The organism is Pseudarthrobacter oxydans, from assembly GCF_030812335.1.
GTDB classification, from domain to species: Bacteria; Actinomycetota; Actinomycetes; order Actinomycetales; family Micrococcaceae; genus Arthrobacter; species Arthrobacter oxydans_B.
In genome coordinates, this window is record NZ_JAUSSN010000009.1 from 58219 (window position 1) to 83286 (window position 25068).

Genomic DNA, 25068 nt, shown 5'->3' on the forward strand with positions numbered 1-25068 from the left:
CCCCGGGCAGGGGCTATGCCGGGGCGCGCCCGAACCGGTACCGCAGCTCCACGATGCCCCGCCCCATGGTGTGCGAGGACAGCAACTCCAGCGGCGCCGTCGGGCCCGTCATGGGCAGCACCGCTTTGCCGCTGCCGAGGACCACGGGAATGATCGAGATGATGATCTCGTCCAGCGCGCCGGCGTCCGCGAACTGGGCCGCGAGGACCCCTCCGCCGACGATCCAGACGTTCCGGCCGCCCGCAGCGGCCCTGAGGTCCTCAACGAATTCGGTCACGGGGCCGCGGACAAAGGTCACGTCCGCGCCCTGGGGGGCGGAGAGTTCGTGGTGCGTGAACACCCAGCACGGCGTGGCGGGATACGGCCAGTTGCCGGGTTCGTGCTTCCGCAGCCAGGCGTAGGTGTCGCCCCCCATGACAATGCAGCCGACGTCGGCCATAAAGGCGTCGTAGCTGTCCTTGCCGCCGGCGAACCCGTCGAACTGGAGCAGCCAGTCCAGGTCGTCATCGGCGGTGGCGATGAACCCGTCCAGCGAGGACGCGACAAAATACTGGAATCCAGACATGGCCCCAGCCTAGCCACTCCCGGCCGGGGTGCCCATCCTCCCCGCGTTCCGCCCCGGGAAGCCGGAGGCTACTTGCTGAAGTAGGGAATGATCAGGTAGAGCCCGAACAGCACAGCGAGGCCGCACAGGGCGAAGCACACGTAGGCGAGCGGCCGCAGCCAGGCAGGCTTTCGCTCGCTGACGTCACCGGCGATGGCCGTGAGACGGACGCCCAGGGAGTACAGGACCACCACGGTCACCGCGGAGACAAGCGTTGCGCCGGCCACTTGAACGAGTTCCAGCCACTTCATTACAGTTCGTCCTTCGGCTTGTTGTTCGCGCGGCTGACGGCAAGGGCCTTCTTCTTGCGGAAACGCACGGCCGCGCCGGCTTCCTCAACCTCGACGGCGTTGTGGTGCCCGACGTGGGACTTCTTGGAGTGCAGGAACATGTAGAGCACCGCACCGGTCCCGGCGACGGCAGCTATCACAACGCCTACGACGCCGGTCTGCACCAGCATGGCGGTGAGCGCGCCCACGAGCCCGGCGGCCGGGAGCGTGAAGAGCCAGCCGATGGCAATCTTTCCCGCGGTTCCCCAGCGGACGGTGGTGCCGCGGCGGCCCATGCCCGACCCGATCACGGAGCCGGAGGCCACCTGGGTGGTGGACAGCGCAAAGCCCAGGTGCGAGGACGCCAGGATGGCCGACGCCGTGCTGCTTTCGGCGGCAAAGCCCTGGGCAGGCTTGACGTCGGTGAGCCCGGATCCCATGGTGCGGATGATCCGCCAGCCGCCGGAGTACGTGCCGATTGCGATCGCGAAGGCGCAGGAGGCGATGACCCAGAACTGCGGTCCGGAACCCGGCTCCTGGGTGCCGGCGGCGATCAGCACCAGCGTGATGATGCCCATGGTCTTTTGTGCGTCGTTGGTGCCGTGCGCCAGGGCCACGAGGCTGGACGTGAAGATCTGGCCGTTGCGGAAGCCGCCGCGCTTCTGTGTGAGCTTGGTGCCGGTCTCCGGGTCGTGGCGGGAGGTCAGCGCGTAGGCCAGTTTGGTGCAGAGGTAGGCCACTGCGCCGGCGATGATCGGCGCGAAGATTGCCGGGAGGATCACCTTCTGCATGAGGCTTTCGAAGTTGATCGAGTGGATGCCGATGCCGGCGATGGCCGCGCCGATCAGGCCGCCGAAAAGTGCGTGCGAGGAACTCGACGGGAGACCCTTCAGCCACGTGAGCATGTTCCAGAGGATGGCGCCCATCAGGCCGGCAAAAATGATGTCCGGCGTGATCTGGATCCCGTCGCCTTCCTTGATGATGCCGCCCGACACGGTCTTCGCCACTTCCGTGGACAAAAATGCACCCACCAGGTTCAGCACCGCCGCAAGGGCGACTGCCGTTTTGGGTTTGATGGCACCGGTCGCGATAGGCGTGGCCATCGCATTGGCCGTGTCGTGAAATCCGTTGGTGAAGTCAAAAAAAAGCGCCAGCGTTATTACCAGCGCCACCATGATGGTGATTTCCACCTGTTGCCCAATCTGCAGAGTCGACGGTCAGCAGTTTCATTCCCCGTTGCCGCAAGATTCATCCAGGATTTACCGGGAGGGAGTGCAGCGTTCAGCAAAGTAGCTTGACGTCTTAAATCGTACGGGGGAAAGAGAGCAGTGCAAAAACGACCGGCAAGGGTGCTTCCCCCTCTGGTGTGTGCTCCCGCGCCGGCTTCCGTCAGCCCTGATGGAAGTCTGGTTTTCCGCCGGCGCCGATCATTCCGGCGATCTTCTCCTCAAGCGCGGCAAGCGTCGCGTCCGGCAGCACAATCAGGCCGTCCAGTTCGCGCCGTGCACGCTTGTACGCGGTTTGCCGCTCTGCCGGTGTCGCGGCAGCGTCCGAAGCGATCCGCAGGAGTTTCCGGGCCGTCGCCAGGCGGTCCCGCTCCGGTCCGGTGAAGTTGCTGTCCTTGATCCGCCGGGCTTCCCGTTCGGCGACGTCGAAGGCCAGCTCGAAGCTGTGGACGGCCTCACGGTACTCCCCCAGCTGCGCCGCCGTCGTGATGTCCTCCGGCACCTCCGGCCGCAGGCTGTCGGCCGTCCGCTTGGCCCGCAGGAACGCCACGGTCAAGGGTTCGCGCACATCGGTCATGACGGGAAAGTCGATGAGTTTCCCCACGTCAAGCTCGTAGTCGAGCCAGCGCCGGTTGACGGCGTCGTGGCTGTCAATGAGCTGCCGGACCTGGGTCCGGCTGGCTTTCTCCTGCGCTGCCGCCTGGTTGCGGAGCTTGTAGAGCTCCACCCGGCGCCGGTGCCGGCGTTCGCTGGCTTTGGACCAGGAGCGCGCCCAGCCGCCGAACACTCCGCTCAGGGGGAAGATGAGCCACCAGAAGTGACCGACAAAATCAAAAATCTCCTCCACGGCATCATCCTCCCATCCGTCCCGGACAGGCTCAAGAGTCGCGACGCACGACAGCCCCCTCGCTCAAAGGGGCTGTCCTGCGAAGGACTGACTCTTCCGCCGCTCAATCCTCGTGCTTGACCTTGTGCACCCGCGTGACGATGGTCGGGCACGGCAGGTTGAGGAGGACGGCGTGGGCTGTGGACCCGAGGACCATCCGGGAAAAACCGCCGCGTCCGCGGCTGCCGATCACGAGGAGCCGGGCGTCCTTGGCCGCTTCGACCAAGGCCTTGGCGGGTTCGGTGTCAGGCTCAAGCTTCTGGTGGACAACGAGGTCCGGATACTTGTCGGCCAGCCCGGCCACGGATTCGGCCAGAACGATCCGGTCCTCTTCGAGGATGGTCTCGGCGAGCCCGCTTTTCGGCAACTGGTTTTCGATCCAGCGGGCGGGCCTGCGGAAGGCGAGGACCACGGTCAACTCGTCACCGCCCCGGTCTGCTTCCGCCGCGGCGAAGTTCACTGCCTGCAGGGATTCTTCGGAGCCGTCCACACCAACCACGACGCCGTGGTCGGAGCCGCGCTTCAACGGGATCACGGCCGCCGGGATTTCCGAGGCGGAGACGATCTGCAGGGCGCGGTCCGTCAGCGGACCGCCGTCCATCCAGTGCTTGTCGTGCTCGCCGACGACCACGATCGACGCTTCCTTCGACACTTCGCGCAGGACCGATCCGCCGCTGCCATGACGCAACTGGATGTCCACCTTCACGTCGGGCGCCTGCTCGGCGGCGCTGGCTTGCGCCTTCTGGAGCATGTCCATTCCCGATTGCCTGATCAACTCGTGGTACTGGAAATCCGGGGACATCCAGCGGTCGTCCACGGCGTGGATGATGGTGACCGGAAGCTTGTAGCTGCCTGCCCGTTGGAGGGCCCACGTCAGCGCGGCCTCACTGCCGGCTGATGCGTTGAAACCGACGACAATTGGTTTAATCATTCTGAATCCTGCTCTTTTCCGTGGCGTGGTCAGTTCTGCGAGGCCATGATCCGGGCGGCAGCCCAGGAGTCCGCCGACACTTCAGTGTGCGCCGGGCACTGACCCCCGGTTAGGGCCTTAAGCCCTTCACTCCCCACAGGCCCCGTGCGTAGCGTCGAGCCATGCAGCAGGGCGCGTTGCCGGCCGCCATTGCGTGGTTGGCGGCATCCGAGGAACCTGCCGTCCGCCGCGCGGCGCAACTGGAATTCCTTGGCACGCCGTGGGCGGGTGGCTCGGTGATCAACGGGAGGATCGTGGCCTCCCTACTGTCGGGCCAGCGGGCCGACGGCAGCTTCGGCGTCCACCCGTACCGGAAATGGACGGGCGCACACTGGCGCCTCGTCTCCCTTGTCGACCTTGGGGTGTCGGGAGCGGATGCCCCGTCGCTGCTGGATGCTGCCGGCACAGTACTCGACTGGCTGCACAGCGATCAGCACCGGAGCCAGATCCGCATCATCAACGGACTCACCCGCCGCTGCGCATCGCAGGAAGGGAACGCCCTGTACGTCTGCAGCCGGCTGGGACTGGCAACGGACCCCCGGGTGGCCCAGCTGGCCGACGACCTCATCCGGTGGCAGTGGCCCGACGGCGGCTGGAATTGCGACGTCGACGCGGGCGGAGACCGCTCCTCGTTCCACGAATCGCTGCCTGCCGCCAAGGGGCTTCACGCGTTCTGGAGTGCCAGCGGAGATCCTGCCGCTTGGGCCGCTGCGGAACGGACGGCGGAGCTGTTGCTGGCACACCGGCTGTTCAAATCCTCTTCGACCGGGCGTCCGATCGACCCGCGCTGGGTCAAGCTCCGCTATCCGGAGTTCTGGCACTACGGCATCCTCCCGGCCCTGTTGCTGCTGTCCCGGATGGGATTGTCCGGAGACCCGCGCGCCCTGGAGGCCCGCGACGTGCTGCGCAGCAAGATGTTGCCGGATGGCCGGTGGCCGGTCGAGGGGGCGTGGTGGCACCCGCCGGGGTCGAAGGGCCAGACCGCCGTGGCCGACTGGGGCCGAACGGGGCCAAACGAATTCGTGACTCTCAGCGCCGTGCGGATCCTGGCCCCCGGTCTGGCGGGTTAGAAGCCGGTCGGTTCCGTCTCGAATTCCGGTTCCCGCGGCGGTCCTTCATGGTGCACCGGTCGGAGGGCGTTGGTGTGCTCGAACCAGATCAGCGCGTCGTAGCGCTCGCCGATCCGGGTCGGAACATAGTTCCCGAGTTCCCGCTCGGGGTGGTAGACCACACCGATGGCCCGGTGGCCGAGCCAGGTCGAGAGCCACGGGCCGGACCTGTCCTCACCGAACTCCAGCACCGACGGCACCCCCAGCGCTTCATGCAGGAAATCTTCGTGGCTGCCCCGCCGGGCCGGCGGAACCGGCAGGATCCGCTCCGGGCTGCCCCAGGCGTCTGCGGCGATCACCTCGCCCCGGTGGGAGGCAAGGCCCACCAGCATGACGCCGTCTGCGGCGTGCCGTTCGCGCAGCAGCTGCCCCACGTTGACGAGTCCGTCCTGGGCCATGTCGGTGGCCCGGGCATCCCCCACATGGGTGTTGTGCTCCCAGATGAGGCCCTTCGACTCAGGCCCAAGGTGCCGGCTGAGCCGGTCGATCGTGTCGGCCATGTGGTGGTCCCGGACGTTCCAGGACTGGCGGTCGCCGCGGACCATGATCCGGTAGTAGTGCTCGGCGTTGGCGGCCACTTCGGCATTCTGCACCGCCCCGAAGGCGGCCTCGTCGTGCCCGCCCGGGGTGGACACCCGGCTCCTGACCTCGGTGAGGAGCGCGATGACGTCGGCCTCACAGGACTGCGGCACCAGCCGCGTGCTCCAGGCGTACTTGTGCGGGTCCTCGCGGTGGGGCAGGAAGCACTGCCAGGCACGCAGGGCGGCGGGGACGGCGTCGGGCACGTTGTCCTCCAGCCAGCCGATGATCTCCCGGAGCGAATCCCAGAGCGAGTACACATCGAGCCCGTAGAAGCCGACGCGCCGGTTCATCGGACGGCTGAGGTTCCAGGTGCGCAGCCAGTCCAGGAACGCGGCAACCTCCTCGTTCGCCCACATCCAGGTGGGCCAGCGTTCGAAGCCGGCGAGCAGGGCATGGACGCCCTGCCCCTGTCCCGTCTCGCCCCGCACCCAGCGGTTGATCCGCCAGCAGTCGGGCCAGTCCCCCTCCACCCCGATCCAGGTGTAGCCCTCTTCTTCAATGAGGCGCCGGCTGAGGGTGTCACGCCAGGTATAGAACTCGTGGGTGCCGTGGGAGGCTTCCCCGATCGCGACGAACCGGCAGTCCGCCGCCCGCCGGACCAGCCCGTTGAGGTCCCGGTCCGTCTTCAGCGGCCGGGCCAGTGAGTGGATTTCGGACAGGACCGAGGATTTGGCGACGCCGGAAGTCATCGGGGCTCCTCGATTGAGACCTGCTCCAGGTGTTCGGGGACCCGCACGCGCCAGCCGAGCTCACGTTTGATCCTGATGCGCAGGGCATCCGCGGCGTCCGGTTCGCCGTGCGTGATGTAGGTCATCCGGGGTTCCCTTTCCGCGGCCTGCATCCACGAGATGATGCCGTCCGCGTCGGCGTGCGCGGACAGGCTTTCCATCTGGATCACTTCAGCCCGGACCTTGACGTCCTCACCGTAGATCCGGAGCTCGCGCTCGCCGGCGGCCAGGGTGGCGCCGCGCGTGCCGCCGGCCTGGTAGCCGCTGAGGACCACCGCGTTCTTCGGATCCGGCCCGTAGGCCGAGAGATGGTGCAGGACCCTTCCGCCGGTGAGCATGCCGCTGGCGGAGATGATGATCATCGGGCCGCCGCGGAGATTCAGCAGTTTGGATTCATCGACCGAGCGGGTGAGCTTGGCGACCTTGTACATATTCATGTATTCCTGCTCCTTGAGCCGGTGCTCCTCGGGGTGCCGCTGGTACATCCCGGACGCATCGATGGCCATCGGACTGTTGAGGTACACGGGGATGTCGGGGATGAGGTTCTTGCTGCGGAGCCGGGACAGGTGCAGCATCAGGGTCTCCGCCCGGCCGACGGCGAACGCGGCGAACAGCACGACGCCGCCGCGCTTCGCGACCCGGTTGATGATGTCTCCGAGCTGCTGTTCAGGGTCAACCGAAGGGTGTTTCCGGTTCCCGTAGGTGGACTCCGTGACCAGCACGTCGCTCGCGGCCAGCGGCCGGGGCGGGTACATCAGCGGGTCGTCCGCCCGGCCCAGGTCCCCGGTGAAGTGGACCGAACGTGAGCCGATCCGGACGTGGACCTGCGCGGCGCCGAGGATGTGCCCGGCCGGCAGGAACGTCAGTTCCATCCCCCCGCCGAGGTCCAGCGGATCGTCGAAATCCTGGATCTCGAAGCTGTTGAGGGATTTCACCGCGTCGGCCGCGGTGTAGAGCGGCAGGGCAGGACTGTGCGCGGACGATCCGCGGTGGGTGGCGTACCGGGCTTCCTCCTCCTGCAGGTAGCCGCTGTCGGGGAGGAGTAGCTTGCACAGGTCCGTGGTGCCGTCGGTGGCGATCACCGGCCCGCTGAACCCGTCGCGCACCAGCGCGGGGACGTAGCCGGTATGGTCCAGGTGCGCATGGGTCAGGACCACGGCGTCGATCGAGGCCGGCCGGACCGGGAACGGCATCCGGTTCCGTTCGCGGCTGCGTTTGTAGCCCTGGAAGAGTCCGCAGTCCACCAGCACGCGTTTTCCGCCGGCCTCGAGCAGGTACCGGGAACCGGTGACAGTGTCGGCGGCTCCGAGGAAACGGAGGGTGGGCTGCTGGTGTTTCATGGTGCTCCCGATCCCGGATGTCCTGCCTGGACTGACCTTCATCGACACGAAACGGCACGGCTGATCCGCGCAGGCGATGTACCAAGCTTCCGCCCGGGCCCGGCCCGCCCCTAGGGCCATAAGTCACGAGCCGCAACGCCGCCGCGGAGCCGCCGCAGCGCCCGGCACTGGGACCGGCGGGCAGCCCGGCACTGGGCCCGGCGCAGCCCCGCTCCGGGCACCGGTAGGATTTTCCGGCGGGCCCTTTTGCTCGCGGACACCCGGGCGATTCCAGCGGCAAAGGACTGATGATGAAGAAGAAATCGACGCGGACGGCGCCCCACGGCAAGGGCCCGGACGGCCCTGCCCGGGAGCCCGGGCAGCACGAGCAGCACGGGCAGCCCTGGCGTGACCGCCCGTGGACCGGTGCCTACGGGCCCGGGGTTCCGGCGGACCTGGTGCTCCCCGAGGGTTCACTCGTGGACCTCATGGACAGCTCCGTGCGCCGCTACGGGTCCAAGACCGCCCTGGAATTCTTCGGCGCCCGCACCAGCTACCGCGAGCTCGGCACGCTGATCAGCCGGGCCGCCGCCGGGCTGGAGAAACTCGGCGTCAAGGCCGGCGACCGGGTTGCCCTGGTGATGCCGAACTGCCCGCAGCACATCGTTGCCTTCCACGCCGTGCTGCGCCTCGGCGCCGTCGTCGTCGAGCACAATCCCCTCTACACGGACCGGGAACTGCGTCACCAGTTCGAGGACCACGGGGCCGCCGTTGCGATCGTCTGGGACAAAGCGGTGGAACGGGTCCGCCAGCTGCCGGCCGACGTCGGGCTCCGCAGTATCGTCTCGGTGGAACTCATCCCCGCGATGCCGCTCCTGCAGCGGCTGGCGCTGCGCCTTCCGGTTCCGGCGGCCCGCAAGGCCCGCGCTGCCCTCTCCGTCGGCAGGAACGAGCCGAGGGGCCGGACGGCTCCCGCCGCGCGCCCGGTGCTGCCCTGGCGGAAGCTTCTCGACGCCGGAGAACTCAAGCGGAAACATCCGCGCCCCGCGGCCCGGGACCTCGCCGTCCTCCAGTACACCTCCGGCACCACCGGACTGCCCAAGGCCGCCATGCTCAGCCACGCCAATCTGCAGGCCAACGCCGCGCAGGGCCGGGCGTGGGTGCCGGGGCTCAAGGACGGCCGGGAGACCGTGTACGCGGTGCTGCCGATGTTCCATGCCTACGGCCTGACGCTCTGCATGACGTTTGCCCTGAGCATCGGCGCGAAGCTGGTCCTGTTCCCGAAGTTCGACGTCGACCTGGTGCTGAAGGCGCTCAAGAAGTCCCCGGCGACCTTCCTCCCGGCCGTGCCGCCGATTTACGACCGGATCGCGGCCGCGGCGGCGGAACGCGGCATCGGGCTGGAAAGCATCCGCTTCTCCATTTCCGGGGCCATGAACCTGCCGACGTCGACGGTGGAGACCTGGGAGAAGGCGACCGGCGGCTACCTGATCGAGGGCTACGGACTGACCGAGACGTCCCCGATCGCGATCGGCAACCCCTTCGGCCCGAGCCGGAAGCCGGGCACCGTCGGGGTGCCGTTCCCGCTGACCGACATCCGGGTGGTGGATCCCAGGAACGTCGCGCTGGACCGCGCCCCGGGCGAGGAAGGGGAACTGCTGATCCGCGGCCCGCAGGTGTTCTCCGGCTACTGGAACCGCCCGGAGGAGACCGAGGAGGCGCTGCTCGACGGCGGCTGGTTCCGCACCGGCGACATCGTCTCCGTGGACGACGACTACTTCGTGACGATCCGGGACCGGATCAAGGAGCTGATCATCACGGGAGGGTTCAACGTCTCCCCCAGCGAGGTGGAGGACGTCCTCGCCACGTTCCCCGGTGTTTCGGAAGTCTCCGTGGTCGGGTTGCCGCGCCCCGGAGGCGGCGAGGACGTGGTCGCCGCCGTGGTGCCGATCCCGGGTACCACCATCGATCCCGACGCGCTCCTGGCTTTTGCCCGGAAACACCTGACCGCCTACAAGGTGCCGCGCCGGGTAGTGGTGCTCGATTCCCTGCCCCGCTCGCTCATCGGCAAGGTCCTCCGCCGGGAAATCCGGGACACCCTCGTCGCAGGGCACTGAACCGAGGGGCCGCTGGTGCCCGGGGCCTGGTTACCGCTGGCGGCCCGGTCCCGGATTAAGCCGCGCGATCGCCGTCGACAGGACGGTGGCGAAGCCGCACCACAGGGCGCAGGGGGCCAGGGACACGCCGGCGCCGCGGTTCAGGCGGTGCGTCCGCCGCACCCGGTCGGCGCTGCTCGCCGTCAGCACGGCGCACTCCGCGGCTGCGCCGTCGCTGTCCAAGTCGACGGCGGAGCTCACGGCCAGGTCCGCGTAGAGCGCCGTCATGAGTTTCATTCCTGCTCCCCTGTTTCCGTCGCCGCCGCCGTGTCCGGCCGCAGCCGCTCGCCGATAAATTCGATGGTCCGTTCCAGCGCCGCCTTCGTCGGGTGCCCCGGTGTGTCCACCAGGTCCACAGTCAGGACGCAGTGCGCGGCCGGGGAGATGCCGTACGCGTTTCCGGGCGAGGAATCGACCTCAATGCCCTCGAAGCTCCCACCGAATTCACGCCGCAGGGTGGCGAAGCGTTCCGCCGGACATCCCCGGTCGTTGCTGAACCGCAAACCGAGCAGCCGGAGTCCCTGGCTGGTCCGTTCCTTCACCTGCGCCAGTTCGCCGTCGTCCAGCCCGACGGCGGCCCGCCTCCGCGCGGTCAGGCCCGCCGGCAGCGCGGGCTGGCTCATGACCGGCGCCAGGACTGCCGGTTCCAGCGCCATCGCCAGGGCGAAGCTCCCCGTCATGCACATGCCGATCGCCCCGACGCCGGGACCGCCGCACTCCCGGTGCGCCTGGGCGGCGAGGGCACGCAGCCACCCCGTGGCCGGGCTGCTCCGGTTCGCCAGCACGGCGAATTCGCGGGAAATGCACACCTTCGCGATGGACTTCACGATCCCCTCGCCCGCCTTGCCGCCGGGCCGCCCGAACATCGAGGGAAGGTAGACCGTGAAGCCCCGGTCGATCAGCCGGCGGCCGAGGTCCAGGACGCCCGGGTGGATCCCGGGAACCTCGTGGATCAGGATCACGGCCGGGCCCGCCCCGGCCCGGAAGACCTGGTGGCGGATGCCGCCGTGGCTGAAGGTCGATTCGGTGAAGCCCTCCAACGTCTCCCGTTGCTCCGACGGTTCCCGGTGTTCCGGCATGGACGGCCCCCTCGGTTCCGGGCGGCACTGCTGGAGTCACTTCAGCCGCCCCGCGTACCGCACATGCTACGGAACCGTGGCGCCGCCGTCGACGGCAGATCCCTTGCGGCGCTCCGACCCAGCTGATAGGCCTGTGACAGGCCAAAAGGTAGGGTGCTTATTAGTAGAGACCCACGGCCTGAGCAGGCTGTGGTTGCAGAAGGGAAGTTCACGTGACCCGCAAGAATCCCCAGGTCGAGGAAAACGACGAAAAGGACCTCGTGGTCGGCGACGGTCCAAAGGACTGGGCCGCCGGCATCCCCGGGGTGCTGCACTCCATGAAGCCCGCGATCGAACACATGGGCCTGAACCGCACGCGCAAGACCGTGCTGGCGATGAACCAGAAGGACGGTTTCGACTGCCCCAGCTGCGCGTGGCCGGACCCGAACCACCGCAAGGCCTTCGAGTTCTGCGAAAACGGCGCGAAGGCCGTCACCTGGGAGGCGACGCCGGTGGTCATCGGCCGGGAGTTCTGGGCGGAACATTCCGTCAGTGAACTGCGGACGCATTCCGAGTACTGGCTGGGGATGCAGGGCCGGCTCACCGAGCCGGTCCACAAGCCCGCCGGCGAGGACCACTACAAGCCGGTGAGCTGGCCGGAGGCGATCCGGATCATCGCGGACAAGCTCAAGGCCCTGGACTCACCGGACGAAGCCGCCTTCTACACCAGCGGGCGCACCTCCAACGAGGCTGCCTTCCTTTACCAGCTGATGGTCCGCGGCTACGGCACCAACAACCTGCCGGACTGCTCCAACATGTGCCACGAGTCCTCGGGCTGGGCCATGGGCCAGACCATCGGCATCGGCAAGGCCACCGTCAGCTTTGATGATTATGCCAAGGCTGACCTGATCATCGTCATGGGCCAGAACCCCGGCACCAACCACCCGCGGATGCTGACCGAGCTGGAGGCGTGCAAGGAAAACGGCGGCGAGATCGTCGCCATCAACCCCCTGCCGGAGGCCGGCCTGCGCCGCTACAAGAACCCGCAGAAGGTCAAGGGCATCATCGGCCGCGGGACGGAGATCGCGGACCAGTTCCTGCACATCCGCATCGGCGGCGACATGGCGCTGCTGCAGGCCATCTCCAAGCGTGTGCTCGACGCCGAGACCCGGAACCCGGGCACCGTCCTGGACCACGCGTTCCTCGCCGAGCACTGCGAGGGGCTGGACGAACTCAAGGAACACCTCAGCCTGCTGGACGAGGAGGAGGTCCTGCTGGCCACCGGCCTGCGCACCGAGGAAATCGATGAACTCGCGGCCCGTTACCTGAAGGCCGAGAAAGTCATCATCACCTGGGCCATGGGCATCACGCAGCAGAAGAAGGGCGTGGCCACGATCAAGGAGATCATCAACCTGCTCCTGCTGCGCGGGAACATCGGCAAGCCCGGCGCCGGAGCCTCGCCCATCCGCGGCCACAGCAACGTCCAGGGCGACCGCACCATGGGGATCTGGGAGCAGATGCCCCAGTCCTTCATGGACTCCCTCGGTGAGGAGTTCGGCTTCGAGCCGCCCCGCGACCACGGCGTGGACGCCGTGGAAACCATCAACAAGATGGGCGACGGCGGCATCAAGGCGTTCATAGCGCTCGGCGGGAACTTCGTCGGCGCCATTTCCGACACCAACGCCACCGAAGCGGCCATGCAGAACACCGAACTCTCCGTGCAGATTTCCACGAAACTAAACCGGTCCCACACGGTGACCGGCGCAGAAGCCCTGATCCTGCCCACGATGGGCCGGAGCGAAATCGACATCCAGGAGTCCGGCCCGCAGTTCGTGTCGGTGGAGGACACGGTCTGCGCCGTGCACCCCTCCTGGGGCAAGGTCGAGCCGGTCTCGCACCACCTGCTCTCCGAACCGGCGATTGTCAGCCGGCTCGGCAAGGCGCTGGTCGGGGACAAGATCAAAGCCGACTGGGACGGCTTCGAGAAGAACTACGACCTGATCCGGGACCACATCTCGCGGGTCGTCGGCGGCTGCGAGAACTACAACGAGCGGATCCGGCATGAGGGCGGCTTCATCCTGGCGAACGGCCCGCGGGATTCCCGCACCTTCCCCACCCCCACCGGCAAGGCGGTGCTGACCGTCAACGACCTGGAGCACGTGGAGAAGCCGGCGGGCACCCTGATCCTGCAGAGCATGCGCTCCCACGACCAGTTCAACACCACCATCTACGGCCACAACGACCGCTACCGGGGCATCAAGAAGGGCCGCCACGTGGTGTTCGTGAACCCGGACGACATCACCGAGCTGGGCCTGGCGGACGGAATGTTCGTGGATATCAGGGGCGAGTACCAGGACGGTGTGGAGCGTATGGTCCGCAAGTTCCGGGTGGTCTCCTACCCGACGGCCCGCGGCTGCGCGGCGGCGTACTATCCGGAGGCGAACGTGCTGGTGCCGCTGAACCACACGGCGGAAGGCAGCAACACCCCGGTATCCAAGGCCGTGATCGTGCGGCTCGAACCGAGCGAGGACCAGACCCCGGACGGTTCGACCACCGTGGCGTCCGGCGCGGCCCGCACGCAATAGGGCACGCTCCGGGGGACATGCCCCACCTTGGCCGCGGCCACTGGACATCGTGCCCACATGTCCATGCGCTTGCGCTCAGGGAGGACATGTCCCCCGTGGTGTGCCAGGTCCTCCGGGGGACATGCCCCACCTTGGCTGCGGCCACCGGACATCGTGCCCACATGTCCATGCGCTTGCGCTCAGGGAGGGCATGTCCCCCGTGGTGTGCCAGGTCCTCCGGAGGACATGCCCCACCTTGGCTGCGGCCACCGGACATCGTGCCCACATGTCCATGCGCTTGCGCTCAGGGAGGGCATGTCCCCCGGGGGGCCGGGATCCTGGGGCTACTGGGCGCGCTTGGCCCAGCCCTTTTCGTCGGGGCCGCCGGACTCGCCTTCCTCACAGAGCTCGAGGACCTTGTTGGACGCCGCGTGAACGGCCTCCTGCGTGCTCTTCCTGCCGTCGGTCGACGCGGTTCCCGCGGCGTATCCGACGATGAACGCGCTGATGGCGTCCGCGTGCGGCCCGACGGCTTTCAGCGACTCATCCGCGACCTGGACGATTTTGTCGTGGTCTACTTCCAGATCAAGGATCTGCAGTGCCTGAATCAGGCGGGCGCTCCAGTGCCGCAGTGCGCTGTCTTCGTCCCGGGTCAAAGTCATTGTTGCTCCTCTTCATTGGTGCGTCAGCCGATTGGCGTTCCCACAAGGGTTAGCACCCACGCCGGGGTTCCGCAACGCGACACAGGCAAAACCGACGCCGGAACCAGCCGACGCCGGAACCGACCGTCGCCTGAACTGCCTCAGCTCCACAACGCGACGTGGAACTTCGATCCCCGGCGTTCCAGTCCCCGGGAGCCGCCGGGAGCAACCATCGCCGCAGTAGCGTCGGCGGTTCCGGCGAAGCGCTGCAGCGTCCGCGCCATCGTGGTGGTCCGGTGGTTGTCCAGGGTGCTCGCCCACCACAACCCGGTGACGGGGGTCCCGACGACGGGGAGCCGGACGAGGACCCCGCCCTGGAGCTCCGAACGGACGATGTGGCCGAGCACCAGCATGATGCCCTCCCCCGCCCGCACCGCCGCCAGGGCTTCCGTCTCGCTGCTGAGCCGGATGATCTCCGGCGCCACCCCCATCGACGCCAGCCAGCGGCCCTCCTCCGAGCTGTCCTGGATCCCCGCCGGTCCGGCAAACCACGGCCGGTCCAGCAGCCGGGCCACGGACACCGGTCCGGGGAGCCGGGCCAGCGGATGCCCCGCCGCGGCGACCAGGGTGCGCTGGTAGCGCAGGAACGGCACGCATTTCAGCCCCGGACTGGTCACCGCGGTCCCCGCCGGCGCCGTCGGCCGGGCGCCCAGGGCGATGTCGTACGCCCGTTCGTGCAGCAGCGAGGCAAGGTCCTCGGCCGCCTCGACCACCACGTCCACCGAAGCGCCGGGAACACGCTTGGTGAACAGGTCCAGCAGCCGTCCGGCCGCATGTTCGGCGAAGGGCGCGGTGGCCACGATCTTCAGCCGCCCGGCGTCGTTCTTGGCGTTGGAAACCTCCCAGCGGGCCTGGTCCGCCAGCCCGACGATGTCCTGGGCATATTCGGCCAGCGCCCGGCCGCCGGGTGTCAGGGCAATGCCACCCCCGGCGCGCACGAAGAGCGGATCGCCGAGGTCCTGCCGGAGCGCCGTCAGGGCGGAGGAAACCGCCGGTTCGCTGACGCCGAGGGTCTCCGCGGCAGCGTGCAGCGAGCCGAGACGGGCAACGAGGGCGAACGTGCGGAGCTGGCTCAATGTCATCGACACGGCGTCATAACCTTTCGCTTATGACGATATTGACACTCCGTCCCGGGCAGGGCAAGACTGGCCTCAGATCGGTGCTGCGCGACGTTGCCAGCGCCTTGGCGTGAGGTGGGGACTATGCAGATTCCGGCTCCTTTCGACTATGTTCGGGCCACATCGGTGGACAACGCCCTTGAACTCCTCTCCCGCCACGGTGCGGAGTCGCGGGTCATCGCCGGGGGCCACAGCCTCCTGCCGATGATGAAGCTCCGGCTCTCCCGGCCCGAGTGGCTGATCGACATCAACGACCTCTACGAACTCGACTTCATCCTGCGCGACGGCGACAAACTGCGGATCGGCGCCCTGACGCGCCACACGACGCTCCTGGAGTCCGACGAAATCGCGGCGCTCTTCCCCATCGTCCGGGACGCCGAAGCCGTGATCGCCGACCCGGTCGTGCGGAACCGGGGCACCATCGGCGGCTCGCTCTGCCAGGCCGACCCGGCCGAGGACCTGTCCACGGTCTGCGACGTGCTGGGTGCCGAAGCCGTGATCCGCGGACCGGCCGGCGAGCGCATCCTGGCCATGGCGGACTTCCACCGCGGACCTTACGAGACGGCGGTGGGGCAGGACGAAATGCTCTGTGAGGTCCGCATCCCGGTCCGCCCCCGGTCGGGCAGCGCCTACGAAAAGGTCGAACGCCGCGTGGGCGACTGGGCGGTCGGCGCCGCCGGCGCGTCCGTGACGCTGGCCGCGGACGGCACCATCGCCGACGCCGCCGTCGGACTCACCGCCCTCGGACTCGACCACACCATCGCCGGGGCCGCCGACCTGCTCCGCGGCCAGCAGCCCCGGGAGGAACTGTTCGTGGAAGCCGGACGGCTCGCCGCAGCGGCCTGCGACCCCGTGGCCGACCAGCGCGGCCCGATTGACTACAAACGGCATCTCGCCGACGAACTCACCCGGCGGGTACTGCGGCAGGCCTGTACCCGCGCCGCCCAGACACAGGAAGGCTGAAGCGGATGCAGATCAGCATGACCGTCAACGGCAACGAAGTCACGTCCGACATTGAGCCCCGGGTGCTCCTGGTCCACTACATCCGGGAAGTCCTGGGCCTGACCGGGACCCACTGGGGATGCGACACGAGCAACTGCGGGACCTGCGTGGTCCTGATGGACGGCCAGCCGGTGAAGTCCTGCACCGTCCTCGCGGCGATGGCTGCCGGACACGACATCCGCACGGTCGAGGGCCTCGCCAGCGGCGCCACCCTCGACCCGGTCCAGCAGGGCTTCATGGAGGAACACGGGCTGCAGTGCGGTTTCTGCACCCCCGGCATGATGCTCACCGCCCGCGCCCTGCTCGACAAGAACCCGCACCCGGACACCACCGAGATCCGCCAGGCCATTTCGGGCCAGATCTGCCGGTGCACCGGCTACGCCACCATCGTCCGGTCGGTGCAGTGGGCCGCCGCCCACCCGGCCGGCGGCGACACCGACGCCACGGTGGACGAGGTCATCGACGGCACGGACACCGTCATCGAGGACCTCCCCGCGGAAATAGCGGAAACAGCAGACAACGAGGTGAAGGCATGACCATCATCCACGAACGGCCCAGCAACCCGGCGGCCGGCGACGAGGACCGCCCGATCGGCTACGGCCGGATCCAGCGGAAGGAAGATCCGCGCTTTGTCCGCGGCAAAGGCAACTACCTGGACGACATCGTCCTGCCCGGCATGCTGCACGGGGCCATCCTGCGCGCCCCGGTGGCGCACGCCCGGCTGGTCTCCATCGACACCACCAACGCCCTCGCCCACCCCAAGGTCCTCGCCGTCATCACCGGGAAGGACCTGCTGGGCCTCAAGCTCGCCTGGGCCCCCACGCTCTCCGCGGATGTCCAGGCCGTCCTCGTGACGGACAAGGTCCGCTTCCAGGGCCAGGAGGTCGCGTTCGTTGTGGCCGAGGACCGCTACGCCGCGCGCGACGCGCTGGAGCTGATCGACGTCGAATACGACGTCCTGCCCCCGGTCATCGACGCCCGCAAAGCCCTCGACGCCGACGCCCCCGTGATCCGCGACGAGATCGAGGGCAAGACGGACAACCACATCTTCGACTGGGAAATCGGCGACAAGGCCGAAACCGAGGCTGTCTTCGCGAGCGCCGACGTCGTCGTCTCCCAGGAGATGGTCTACCCGCGGGTGCACCCCGCGCCGATGGAAACCTGCGGCGCGATCGCCGACTTCGACGCCGTCGACGGCAAATTGACCCTCTACGAAACCACCCAGGCCCCGCACGCGCACCGCACCCTCTTCGCGATCGTCGCCGGGATCCCCGAGCACAAGATCCGGGTGGTGTCCCCGGACATCGGCGGCGGCTTCGGCAACAAGGTCGGCATCTACCCCGGCTACATCCTCGCCGTCGTCGGCTCGATCGTCACCGGCAAGCCGGTGAAGTGGGTGGAGGACCGTTCGGAGAACCTGATGTCCACCTCCTTCGCCCGCGACTACATCATGCAGGGCGAGATCGCGGCCACCAGGGACGGCAAGATCCTCGCGGTGCGCACCAACGTCCTGGCCGACCACGGCGCGTTCAACGCCACCGCGCAGCCGACCAAGAACCCGGCCGGCTTCTTCTCCATCTTCACCGGCAGCTACGACCTGAAGGCCGCCTACTGCTCCGTCACAGGCGTCTACACGAACAAGGCCCCCGGCGGCGTCGCCTACGCCTGCTCCTTCCGCGTCACCGAAGCCGTCTACCTCGTCGAGCGGATGGTGGACATCCTGGCCCGCAAGCTGGAGATGGACCCGGCGGAACTGCGGCTGAAGAACTTCATCAAGCCCGAGCAGTTCCCCTACGCCAACAAGACCGGCTGGGTCTACGACTCCGGCAACTACGAACCGGCCATGCGGCTGTCCATGCAGCTGGCCGGCTACGACGAGCTCCGCCGCGAGCAGCGGGAGAAGCGGGAGCGCGGCGAACTGATGGGGATCGGCATCTCCTTCTTCACCGAAACGGTGGGCGCCGGCCCGCGCAAACACTTCGACATCGTGGGCCTCGGCATGGCCGACGGCGCCGAACTGCGCGTCCATCCCACCGGCAGGGCCGTGGTCCGGCTCTCGGTGCAAAGCCAGGGCCAGGGCCACGAGACCACCTTCGCGCAGATCGTCGCCGAGGAACTCGGCATCCCGCCGGAGGACATCGACGTCGTCCACGGCGACACCGACCAGACACCGTTCGGCCTCGGCACCTACGGGAGCCGTTCGACGCCGGTCAGCGGCGGCGCCGTCGCGCTCGTCGCCCGGAAAGTGCGGGAGAAGGCGAAGCTGATCGCCGCGGCAATGCTGGAGACCCGGCCGGAGGACCTCGAATGGGAGAAGGGCCGCTGGTTCGTCAAGGGCGACCCCGGCGCCGGGAAGACCATCTCCGAGATCGCCATGGCGGCCCACGGCACCATGACCCTGCCCGAAGGCGTCGATGGCAACCTCGACGCCGAGATCACCTACGACCCGCCGAACCTCACGTTCCCCTTCGGGGCCTACATCTGTGTGGTCGACATCGATCCGGGCACCGGACACGTCAAGGTGCGCCGCTTCATCGCCGTGGATGACTGCGGCACCCGGATCAACCCGATGATCATCGAGGGCCAGGTGCACGGCGGGCTGACCGACGGCGTCGGGATGGCCCTGATGGAGATCATCGAGTTCGACGCCGACGGCAACTGCCTGGGCGGTTCCTTCATGGACTACCTGATCCCCACCGCAATGGAAGTGCCGGACTGGGAGACCGGCTTCACCATCACCCCGTCCCCGCACCACCCCATCGGCGCGAAAGGCATCGGCGAGTCCGCCACCGTCGGCTCTCCCCCGGCGATCGTAAACGCCGTCGTTGACGCGCTGGCCCCCTACGGGGTGGTTCACATGGACATGCCCTGCACCCCGGCCCGGGTCTGGGCCGCCATGCAGGGCCGGGCAAGGCCGCCGATCTAGGATGACCACGACAACAGACACCCTCACGGCCCGGGCGAACGACCTTGCCTCCCGGCGTGAGCCGTTCGTGCATGCCACGGTGGTCCGCGCCCAGCATCCCACCAGCGCCCACGCCGGGGACACCGCCCTGGTGCTCCCCGACGGGGAGATCCAGGGTTTCGTCGGCGGGAACTGCGTCGAGTCCTCGGTGCGGGAGTACAGCCGGCAGGTCCTTGCCTCGCAGGAACCCCTTCTGCTGCGCGTGGTCCCGGGCGAGCCGTCCCGCACCGCCGGGGAAGGCGTCGTGGAGGTCTCCAACCCCTGCCTGAGCGGTGGTGCGATCGAGATCTTCCTCCAGCCCCGCATCCCGCCGGCCCGGGTCGTCGTGGTCGGCACCACTCCCGTGGCCCAGGCCCTGGAGACCCTCGGCGCCGGCGTGGGCCTGACCGTGGAACTCACCGACGGCGAATCAGCGGCGCCGCGGGCCGACGACGCCGCGCTGATCGTGGCCTCACACGGCAAAGCGGAGGAAGCCGCGCTCGAGGCGGCCCTGCGCGCCGACGTGCCCTATGTCGCGCTCGTGGCCAGCAGGACGCGGGGAGCCGCGGTGCTGGAATCCCTCGACGTCGACCCGGTGCTGCGCGCACGCGTCTTCACCCCCGCCGGGCTGCAGCTGGGTGCCCGCACCCCCGGCGAGATCGCACTCTCGATCCTGGCCCAGCTCATCCAGGAGCGGGCCAGGTCAGGGCACGCCGCCACGGTGACCGCGCCGACGGCGGCGCAGGTGACGGCGTCGGCCACAACATCCCCGGCCCCGGCGGCTGCGGCGGACACCCCGGCGACGGCGGTTGCGGCGGACACCCCGGCGACGGCGGTCGACCCCGTCTGCGGCATGACCGTCGCCGCCGCAGACTCCTCGCTGCAGCTCGAGCACAACGGCGTCACCATGTACTTCTGCTCGCCCGGTTGCCGTGCGGCCTTCCGCAAAGATCCGGAGCGCTATGTCCTCACCCCCTGAACGCGCAGCTCCCGCGCACCGGACGGCGGGGCTGATCCTGGCGGCAGGTGCGTCGCGGCGGCTGGGCCGGCCCAAGCAACTGCTCCCCTACGGCCGCGGTGTCCTCCTCGACGCCGCGCTCGCGGCCGCCCGCGACTGCGGCTTCGACCAGACCGTGCTGGCCCTGGGAGGTGCCGCCGGGGAGGTGCAGCGCAGGGTCGACACGACCGGCTGCGAGATCGTCCTCAACCCTGACTTCGGCGCGGGCTGTTCCTCCTCGATCGGTGCCGGCATCGCCGCACTCCGCCCGGACACGGACGCCGTCGTCCTGCTGCTCGGGGACCAGCCGGGCGTCCGGGCCGACACCGTCCGGGCCCTGCTGGAGCGCTTGTTCACCAGCGGGCCGGGCACCGGCCAGGGCGCCCCCGGCATCGCCGTCTGCCGTTACGACGACGGCGTCGGCCACCCCCTGGCGTTCACCCGGCGGATGCTCCCGGAACTGGGCGCCCTGCACGGCGACAAGGGAGTCTGGAAACTGCTGGAGCAGCGGTCGGGCGACGTCGTCGAACTCCGGGTTCCGGGCCCCGTCCCGCCGGATGTTGACACGGACGAGGACTACCGCCGGGTCCTCGCGGGTCTGCAGGGCGCGCGATGAACACCGCGGCCCGCACCGGCGCGGAGGAGGACGTCCAGCGCAGGGTTCCCGACGTCGCCTCGCTGATGGAGGCGCTGGACAGCAGGGACTACCTGGCCGACGTCGGGCTGGCCACGGCGCTGTTCCTGGCCGTCCGGCTGCCGCAGCCCATCCTGCTGGAGGGCGAGGCGGGCGTCGGCAAGACCGAGGCGGCGAAGGCCCTGGCCGAACTGCTGGACACGCCGCTGTACCGCCTGCAGTGCTACGAGGGAATCGACGCCGGCGAGGCCCTCTACGAGTGGAACCACCAGCGCCAGCTGCTCGGGATCCGGCTGGCGGAAGTCCGGGACGCCTCCGTCACCGAGACGGACCTCTTCGGCCCGGAGTACCTGCTGCGCCGGCCGCTGCTGCAGGCGATCGAACATCCCGGCCCGCGCCCCGCGGTCCTCCTGCTGGACGAGATCGACCGGGCCGATGCCGAGTTCGAGGCCTTCACCTTCGAACTCCTCGCCGAGGCCGCGGTCACCATCCCGGAGCTGGGCACCATCCGGGCAACCCACCCTCCGATTGTCATCCTGACCTCCAACCGGACGCGGGACCTGCACGACGCCCTGACCCGGCGCTGCCTCTACCACTGGATCGACTACCCCGGGCCGGAGCGGATCGCGGAAATCGTGCGCCGGCGCGTGCCCGCCAGCAGCGGACCGCTGGCGCTCCAGGCCGCCGCGGTGATCACCAGGCTGCGCACCCTGGACCTCGCCAAACCGCCGGGGATCTCCGAGGCCATCGACTGGGTGTCCGCCCTGGCCGTGCTGGGCATCGAGCACATCGACGCCACGACGGCGGACCGGACGCTCGGCTCGATCGTCAAGAACCGCGATGACCTGGAGCTGGTCGGCGCGCGCGGGGCCGACTGGCTCGTGGCCGGCACGGGCGGGTGAGCCCGGTGACCGCCCCAACCACCCGGAACACTAAGAACACTGCCGCCGCACCCCCCGCGGTGGAGGCAGCTGCCCTGTCCGCGGCGTTCGTCACCGCCCTGCGCCGGGCCGGGCTGACGTGCTCGCCCGACCGGGCCGTCAGGCTGGCGGAGGCCCTCCGCCTGATCCCGCCCACCGACGTCGAGCGGCTCTACTGGGCGGCCCGGGTGGTGCTGGTGTCCGCCCGCGGGCAGCTGCCGGTGTTCGACGCCGTCTTCGCCGAGGTCTTCCGCGGCGGCTTCGACCCGTCCGCGCACCGCAGCAGCGCCGCGCAGCCCGCGGCGTCCCCGCCCGCCAGCCCCGAGCAGGCACGCACGCGGCCCTCCCCGGCCGGGGACCGTGCCCCCGGACAGGCGACGGCGCCGCACGAAACAGCGCCGGCGGTTGCCTCCGCGGGACCGGACGGCAGCGGGGACCGCAACGCCCCGGAACGGGAGGCGGTGCTGGCCATGGCCTCCACCGAGGAGCGGCTGCACGGGATGTCCTTCGCGCAGCTCACCGAGGCGGAAGTCCTGGAAATCAGGCGGCTGGCATCCCGGCTGCTGCTTGCCACCCCCACGCGCCTGAGCCGCCGCACCCGCAAGTCCGCCCACAGCAGCGCCCGCCTGGATGTCCGCGCCACGGTCCGCGCGGCCCGACGCTCGGGCACCGACACCACGCGGCTGCTGTATGCCCGGCGCCGGAAGCAGCGCCGGAAGCTGGTGATGCTCTGCGACGTCTCCGGCTCCATGGAACCGTATGCGCGGATCTTCGTCTCGCTGCTCCAGGGCGCCGTGGCGACCGCCGGCGCCGAGGCCTTCGTGTTTTCCACCCGGTTGACGCGCCTGACCCGGCAGCTCGCGCTGCGCGATCCGGACGCGGCCCTGGCCCGTGCCGCCGTGGCCGCCCCGGACTGGGCCGGCGGCACCCGGATCGCCGACAGCATCCGGCACTTCGTCGACGAACATGGCCGCCGCGGCCTGGCCCGGGGCGCGGTGGTGGTGATCTTCTCGGACGGCTGGGCTCAGGAGGACCCCGGACAGGTGGCGGCCCAGATGGCGCGGCTGCGGCGCCTGGCGCACCGGATCATCTGGGTCAATCCGCGCAAGGCCGCCCCGCACTACCAGCCGCTGGTGGGCGGCATGGCGGCGGCTCTGCCCTACTGCGACGCCTTCGTCAGCGGACACAGCTACACCGCTTTGGCAGAGGTCGCGGCCGCAATCCGCGGCGACGGCCAGGCATCACTCAACGGCCGGTCATCACTTATCGGCCGGTCATCATTCAACGGAAGTGGGACCTAATGCAGATCAACAGTGCTTTCTCGGTCGTCGCACCGATCGACACCGTCTGGGACACCCTCATGGACTTCGAACGTGTGGCCGGCTGCGTCCCCGGCGCCCGGATCCTGAACAAGCTTTCCGACGACGCCTACCAGGTGGGCATGACCGTGAAGCTGGGCCCGGTCAACATGCAGTACAAAGGGCTGCTCAACGTGATCGAACGCAACGCCGCCGACCACCGCGCCGTGCTCGGCGGCAAAGCCCAGGAAACCCGCGGCCAGGGCACCGCGGAGGCCACGGTGACCCTGGAGCTGACGGAGGAGGCCGGCGGCACCACCCGCGGCACCGTCAACGCCGAACTGTCACTGTCCGGCAAGGCCGCCGCGATGGGCAAGGGCGTCATTGGCAGTGTCACCGAGCAGATGATGGCCCTGTTCGCCAGCAACCTGCAGGCCATGATCACCGCGCCTGCCGCCGCCGGAACGCCGGCAGCAGGCGACCTGCCGGCGCCCGTGCCCGCGGCCGGGCTCGACGCGGAGACGGAGGCGGCAGCCGCCGCAGCCAAGGTCGCCGCGGCGACGGCCCCGGCCCCGGCGGCGGAACTTCCCGGCGTGCCGGCGAGCGCCGTGCCCGCAGCGGCCCCGCAGGTGTCAGCGCCCGCCGGGGGCCGGGCTGCAGCCGCGCCTGCCCCGGCGCCCGCCGGCGCCGGCAGCCTGGACGCCCTCAGTCTGGCGAAGGGCATCGCGGCGGATCAGCTGTCCAGCCCGGGGAAGGTCCTGGCACTCGTGGCGGTGGTGGCCTGTGTCTCCTACTGGGCGGGCCGGTGCTCCGCCTTCCGGCTGGTCCGGGCGATCGGAAGGCTGAAGACCGACCGTGCGTGATGTCCTGGCGGCCATGATGCCGGGCTGGCAGAAGGGTGAAACCGCCGGCCTGGCCACCGTGGTGAGCACCTTCAAGTCAGCTCCCCGGCTGCCCGGCGCCTCGATGCTCGTCACCGCCGGCGGGGAAGCGGTCGGCTCGGTCTCGGGCGGCTGCGTCGAGGGTGCCGTGTACGAGCTGGCCACGCAGGTCAAGGAGGACGGCGTTCCCGTCCTGGTGCGCTACGGGATCAGCGACGACGACGCGTTCGCCGTCGGCCTGACCTGCGGGGGAATCATCGACATCTTCGTCGAGCCGGTGTCCCGGCAGAGCTTCCCGGAACTCGACGCCGTCCGGCAGGACATCGCCGGGCAGCGGCGCGTCGGGGTCGCCACGGTGATCGAACATCCGGACAGCAGCTGGCCGGGACGGCACCTGGTCGTGCGGCCGGACGGCTTCGAGGGGAACCTCGGTTCCGAGCGGGCCAACCAGGCGGTGGGCGATGACACCCAGGGCCTGCTCGCCGCCGGCAGGTCCGGCGTCCTGAGCTACGGCCCCGACGGGGAACGCCTGGACACCGGCATGCGGGTGTTCTTCGCGAGCTACGCCCCGCCGCCGCGGATGCTGGTCTTCGGCGCGATCGATTTCGCCGCGGCGCTGGCCCGGCTGGGCGCGTTCCTGGGCTACCGCGTCACGGTGTGCGATGCCCGGGCGGTGTTCGCCACCCCGGCACGCTTTCCCGATGCGGCGGAGGTAGTCAACGCCTGGCCGCACCGCTACCTCGCCGAGCAGCTGGACAAAGGCCTGGTCGATGAGCGCACCGTGTTGTGCGTCCTGACGCACGATCCGAAGTTCGATATTCCGTTGCTGGAGGTTGCCCTGCGCGGCCCGCCGATCGCCTTCATCGGCGCCATGGGCTCGCGCCGGACCCACGCGGACCGGATCGCCAGGCTGCGTCAGGCGGGCCTGGGCGAGGAGGCGCTGGCGCGGCTGCACAGCCCCGTGGGCCTGGACCTTGGCGCCCGGACGCCCGAGGAGACAGCGGTGTCGATCGCCGCGGAATTCATTGCCAAGCAGTGGAGCGGTAGCGGGGAACCGCTCCGGCAGCTCGACGAGCGGATCCACCACGACGAGCAGCGCTGA

The 25068-nt window shown here is 69.3% G+C and carries 23 protein-coding genes; 12 read left to right on the forward strand and 11 right to left on the reverse strand.

What is annotated here, in order from left to right; translation table 11 throughout:
- Window positions 1–13: 13 nt before the first annotated feature.
- The 5 genes from J2W14_RS15265 to J2W14_RS15285 form a co-directional block, all read right to left on the reverse strand.
- Window positions 14–565 (reverse strand): dihydrofolate reductase family protein, encoded by a 552-nt coding sequence (locus J2W14_RS15265; protein ID WP_307464051.1) that lies wholly within the window; start codon window positions 563–565, stop codon window positions 14–16.
- A gap of 68 nt (window positions 566–633) precedes the next feature.
- A complete protein-coding gene (locus J2W14_RS15270) occupies window positions 634–855 on the reverse strand; it encodes a hypothetical protein (protein WP_307464053.1) in 222 nt (73 codons plus the stop codon).
- Window positions 855–2063, reverse strand: a complete 1209-nt coding sequence (locus J2W14_RS15275; RefSeq protein WP_307464055.1) for an inorganic phosphate transporter — start codon at window positions 2061–2063, stop codon at window positions 855–857. The genes J2W14_RS15270 and J2W14_RS15275 overlap by 1 nt, the downstream gene beginning before the upstream one ends.
- A gap of 199 nt (window positions 2064–2262) precedes the next feature.
- Window positions 2263–2946, reverse strand: coding sequence for a hypothetical protein (locus J2W14_RS15280; protein WP_307464056.1), 684 nt, complete (start codon window positions 2944–2946; stop codon window positions 2263–2265).
- 103 nt (window positions 2947–3049) lie between these two features.
- Window positions 3050–3916, reverse strand: a complete 867-nt coding sequence (locus tag J2W14_RS15285; RefSeq protein WP_307464058.1) for a universal stress protein — start codon at window positions 3914–3916, stop codon at window positions 3050–3052.
- Between the two features lie 161 nt (window positions 3917–4077).
- Between J2W14_RS15285 and J2W14_RS15290 the strand changes: the two genes are divergently transcribed.
- Entirely contained in the window at window positions 4078–5025 is a 948-nt protein-coding gene (locus tag J2W14_RS15290) for a hypothetical protein (RefSeq protein ID WP_307464060.1), read from the forward strand.
- Here J2W14_RS15290 and J2W14_RS15295 read toward each other — a convergent pair.
- Both J2W14_RS15295 and J2W14_RS15300 read right to left on the reverse strand, forming a co-directional pair.
- Window positions 5022–6335, reverse strand: coding sequence for an erythromycin esterase family protein (locus J2W14_RS15295; protein WP_307464062.1), 1314 nt, complete (start codon window positions 6333–6335; stop codon window positions 5022–5024). The genes J2W14_RS15290 and J2W14_RS15295 overlap by 4 nt on opposite strands.
- Window positions 6332–7714: an MBL fold metallo-hydrolase RNA specificity domain-containing protein gene (locus J2W14_RS15300; protein ID WP_307464064.1), complete on the reverse strand. Its 1383-nt coding sequence runs from the start codon at window positions 7712–7714 to the stop codon at window positions 6332–6334. Before J2W14_RS15300 ends, J2W14_RS15295 begins: the two co-directional genes overlap by 4 nt.
- A 290-nt stretch (window positions 7715–8004) precedes the next feature.
- Here J2W14_RS15300 and J2W14_RS15305 point away from each other — a divergent pair, with 290 nt between their 5' ends.
- A complete protein-coding gene (locus tag J2W14_RS15305) occupies window positions 8005–9810 on the forward strand; it encodes a long-chain-fatty-acid--CoA ligase (RefSeq protein WP_307464066.1) in 1806 nt (601 codons plus the stop codon).
- Window positions 9811–9840: 30 nt separating this feature from the next.
- Here J2W14_RS15305 and J2W14_RS15310 read toward each other — a convergent pair whose 3' ends face one another.
- Together J2W14_RS15310 and J2W14_RS15315 are read right to left on the reverse strand one after the other, a co-directional pair.
- Window positions 9841–10086, reverse strand: coding sequence for a tryptophan-rich sensory protein (locus J2W14_RS15310; RefSeq protein ID WP_307464067.1), 246 nt, complete (start codon window positions 10084–10086; stop codon window positions 9841–9843).
- Window positions 10083–10928, reverse strand: coding sequence for a dienelactone hydrolase family protein (locus tag J2W14_RS15315; protein ID WP_307464069.1), 846 nt, complete (start codon window positions 10926–10928; stop codon window positions 10083–10085). The genes J2W14_RS15310 and J2W14_RS15315 overlap by 4 nt, the downstream gene beginning before the upstream one ends.
- A 212-nt stretch (window positions 10929–11140) precedes the next feature.
- Here J2W14_RS15315 and J2W14_RS15320 point away from each other — a divergent pair, with 212 nt between their 5' ends.
- A complete protein-coding gene (locus tag J2W14_RS15320; protein ID WP_307464071.1) occupies window positions 11141–13492 on the forward strand; it encodes an FdhF/YdeP family oxidoreductase in 2352 nt (783 codons plus the stop codon).
- A 323-nt stretch (window positions 13493–13815) separates the two neighbouring features.
- Here the strand turns inward: J2W14_RS15320 and J2W14_RS15325 are convergent, their stop codons facing one another.
- Complete coding sequence (locus tag J2W14_RS15325) at window positions 13816–14133, reverse strand: DUF6457 domain-containing protein (protein WP_307464072.1); 318 nt, start codon at window positions 14131–14133, stop codon at window positions 13816–13818.
- A gap of 140 nt (window positions 14134–14273) precedes the next feature.
- Window positions 14274–15254 (reverse strand): LysR family transcriptional regulator, encoded by a 981-nt coding sequence (locus J2W14_RS15330; protein ID WP_307464368.1) that lies wholly within the window; start codon window positions 15252–15254, stop codon window positions 14274–14276.
- A gap of 120 nt (window positions 15255–15374) precedes the next feature.
- Here J2W14_RS15330 and J2W14_RS15335 point away from each other — a divergent pair, with 120 nt between their 5' ends.
- The 9 genes from J2W14_RS15335 to J2W14_RS15375 are packed head-to-tail and all read left to right on the forward strand — an operon-like array spanning window position 15375 to window position 25068.
- Window positions 15375–16253 (forward strand): FAD binding domain-containing protein, encoded by an 879-nt coding sequence (locus J2W14_RS15335; RefSeq protein WP_307464073.1) that lies wholly within the window; start codon window positions 15375–15377, stop codon window positions 16251–16253.
- Window positions 16254–16258: 5 nt separating this feature from the next.
- On the forward strand, window positions 16259–16828 hold the full coding sequence (locus tag J2W14_RS15340) for a (2Fe-2S)-binding protein (RefSeq protein ID WP_307464075.1): 570 nt from the start codon (window positions 16259–16261) through the stop codon (window positions 16826–16828).
- On the forward strand, window positions 16825–19218 hold the full coding sequence (locus J2W14_RS15345; RefSeq protein ID WP_307464077.1) for an aerobic carbon-monoxide dehydrogenase large subunit: 2394 nt from the start codon (window positions 16825–16827) through the stop codon (window positions 19216–19218). The genes J2W14_RS15340 and J2W14_RS15345 overlap by 4 nt, the downstream gene beginning before the upstream one ends.
- A 1-nt stretch (window position 19219) precedes the next feature.
- Window positions 19220–20215, forward strand: a complete 996-nt coding sequence (locus J2W14_RS15350) for an XdhC family protein (RefSeq protein WP_307464079.1) — start codon at window positions 19220–19222, stop codon at window positions 20213–20215.
- Window positions 20199–20849 (forward strand): nucleotidyltransferase family protein, encoded by a 651-nt coding sequence (locus J2W14_RS15355; protein ID WP_307464081.1) that lies wholly within the window; start codon window positions 20199–20201, stop codon window positions 20847–20849. Before J2W14_RS15350 ends, J2W14_RS15355 begins: the two co-directional genes overlap by 17 nt.
- Complete coding sequence (locus J2W14_RS15360) at window positions 20846–21769, forward strand: AAA family ATPase (RefSeq protein ID WP_307464083.1); 924 nt, start codon at window positions 20846–20848, stop codon at window positions 21767–21769. The genes J2W14_RS15355 and J2W14_RS15360 overlap by 4 nt, the downstream gene beginning before the upstream one ends.
- Before the next feature lie 5 nt (window positions 21770–21774).
- Window positions 21775–23088, forward strand: coding sequence for a vWA domain-containing protein (locus tag J2W14_RS15365; protein WP_307464085.1), 1314 nt, complete (start codon window positions 21775–21777; stop codon window positions 23086–23088).
- A complete protein-coding gene (locus tag J2W14_RS15370; RefSeq protein ID WP_307464086.1) occupies window positions 23088–23948 on the forward strand; it encodes an SRPBCC family protein in 861 nt (286 codons plus the stop codon). The genes J2W14_RS15365 and J2W14_RS15370 overlap by 1 nt, the downstream gene beginning before the upstream one ends.
- Window positions 23941–25068, forward strand: a complete 1128-nt coding sequence (locus J2W14_RS15375; protein WP_307464088.1) for an XdhC family protein — start codon at window positions 23941–23943, stop codon at window positions 25066–25068. Before J2W14_RS15370 ends, J2W14_RS15375 begins: the two co-directional genes overlap by 8 nt.

Bases quoted from the DNA above. Each gene is read 5' to 3' on its own strand.
- J2W14_RS15325 (WP_307464072.1), bottom strand. From the start codon at position 14,133: ATGACTTTGACCCGGGACGAAGACAGCGCACTGCGGCACTGGAGCGCC.
- J2W14_RS15345 (WP_307464077.1), top strand. From the start codon at position 16,825: ATGACCATCATCCACGAACGGCCCAGCAACCCGGCGGCCGGCGACGAG.
- J2W14_RS15370 (WP_307464086.1), top strand. From the start codon at position 23,088: ATGCAGATCAACAGTGCTTTCTCGGTCGTCGCACCGATCGACACCGTC.
- J2W14_RS15360 (WP_307464083.1), top strand. From the start codon at position 20,846: ATGAACACCGCGGCCCGCACCGGCGCGGAGGAGGACGTCCAGCGCAGG.
- J2W14_RS15265 (WP_307464051.1), bottom strand. From the start codon at position 565: ATGTCTGGATTCCAGTATTTTGTCGCGTCCTCGCTGGACGGGTTCATC.
- J2W14_RS15310 (WP_307464067.1), bottom strand. From the start codon at position 10,086: ATGAAACTCATGACGGCGCTCTACGCGGACCTGGCCGTGAGCTCCGCC.
- J2W14_RS15270 (WP_307464053.1), bottom strand. From the start codon at position 855: ATGAAGTGGCTGGAACTCGTTCAAGTGGCCGGCGCAACGCTTGTCTCC.
- J2W14_RS15355 (WP_307464081.1), top strand. From the start codon at position 20,199: ATGTCCTCACCCCCTGAACGCGCAGCTCCCGCGCACCGGACGGCGGGG.
- J2W14_RS15350 (WP_307464079.1), top strand. From the start codon at position 19,220: ATGACCACGACAACAGACACCCTCACGGCCCGGGCGAACGACCTTGCC.
- J2W14_RS15285 (WP_307464058.1), bottom strand. From the start codon at position 3,916: ATGATTAAACCAATTGTCGTCGGTTTCAACGCATCAGCCGGCAGTGAG.
- J2W14_RS15340 (WP_307464075.1), top strand. From the start codon at position 16,259: ATGCAGATCAGCATGACCGTCAACGGCAACGAAGTCACGTCCGACATT.
- J2W14_RS15315 (WP_307464069.1), bottom strand. From the start codon at position 10,928: ATGCCGGAACACCGGGAACCGTCGGAGCAACGGGAGACGTTGGAGGGC.
- J2W14_RS15305 (WP_307464066.1), top strand. From the start codon at position 8,005: ATGAAGAAGAAATCGACGCGGACGGCGCCCCACGGCAAGGGCCCGGAC.
- J2W14_RS15330 (WP_307464368.1), bottom strand. From the start codon at position 15,254: ATGACATTGAGCCAGCTCCGCACGTTCGCCCTCGTTGCCCGTCTCGGC.
- J2W14_RS15300 (WP_307464064.1), bottom strand. From the start codon at position 7,714: ATGAAACACCAGCAGCCCACCCTCCGTTTCCTCGGAGCCGCCGACACT.
- J2W14_RS15290 (WP_307464060.1), top strand. From the start codon at position 4,078: ATGCAGCAGGGCGCGTTGCCGGCCGCCATTGCGTGGTTGGCGGCATCC.
- J2W14_RS15335 (WP_307464073.1), top strand. From the start codon at position 15,375: ATGCAGATTCCGGCTCCTTTCGACTATGTTCGGGCCACATCGGTGGAC.
- J2W14_RS15295 (WP_307464062.1), bottom strand. From the start codon at position 6,335: ATGACTTCCGGCGTCGCCAAATCCTCGGTCCTGTCCGAAATCCACTCA.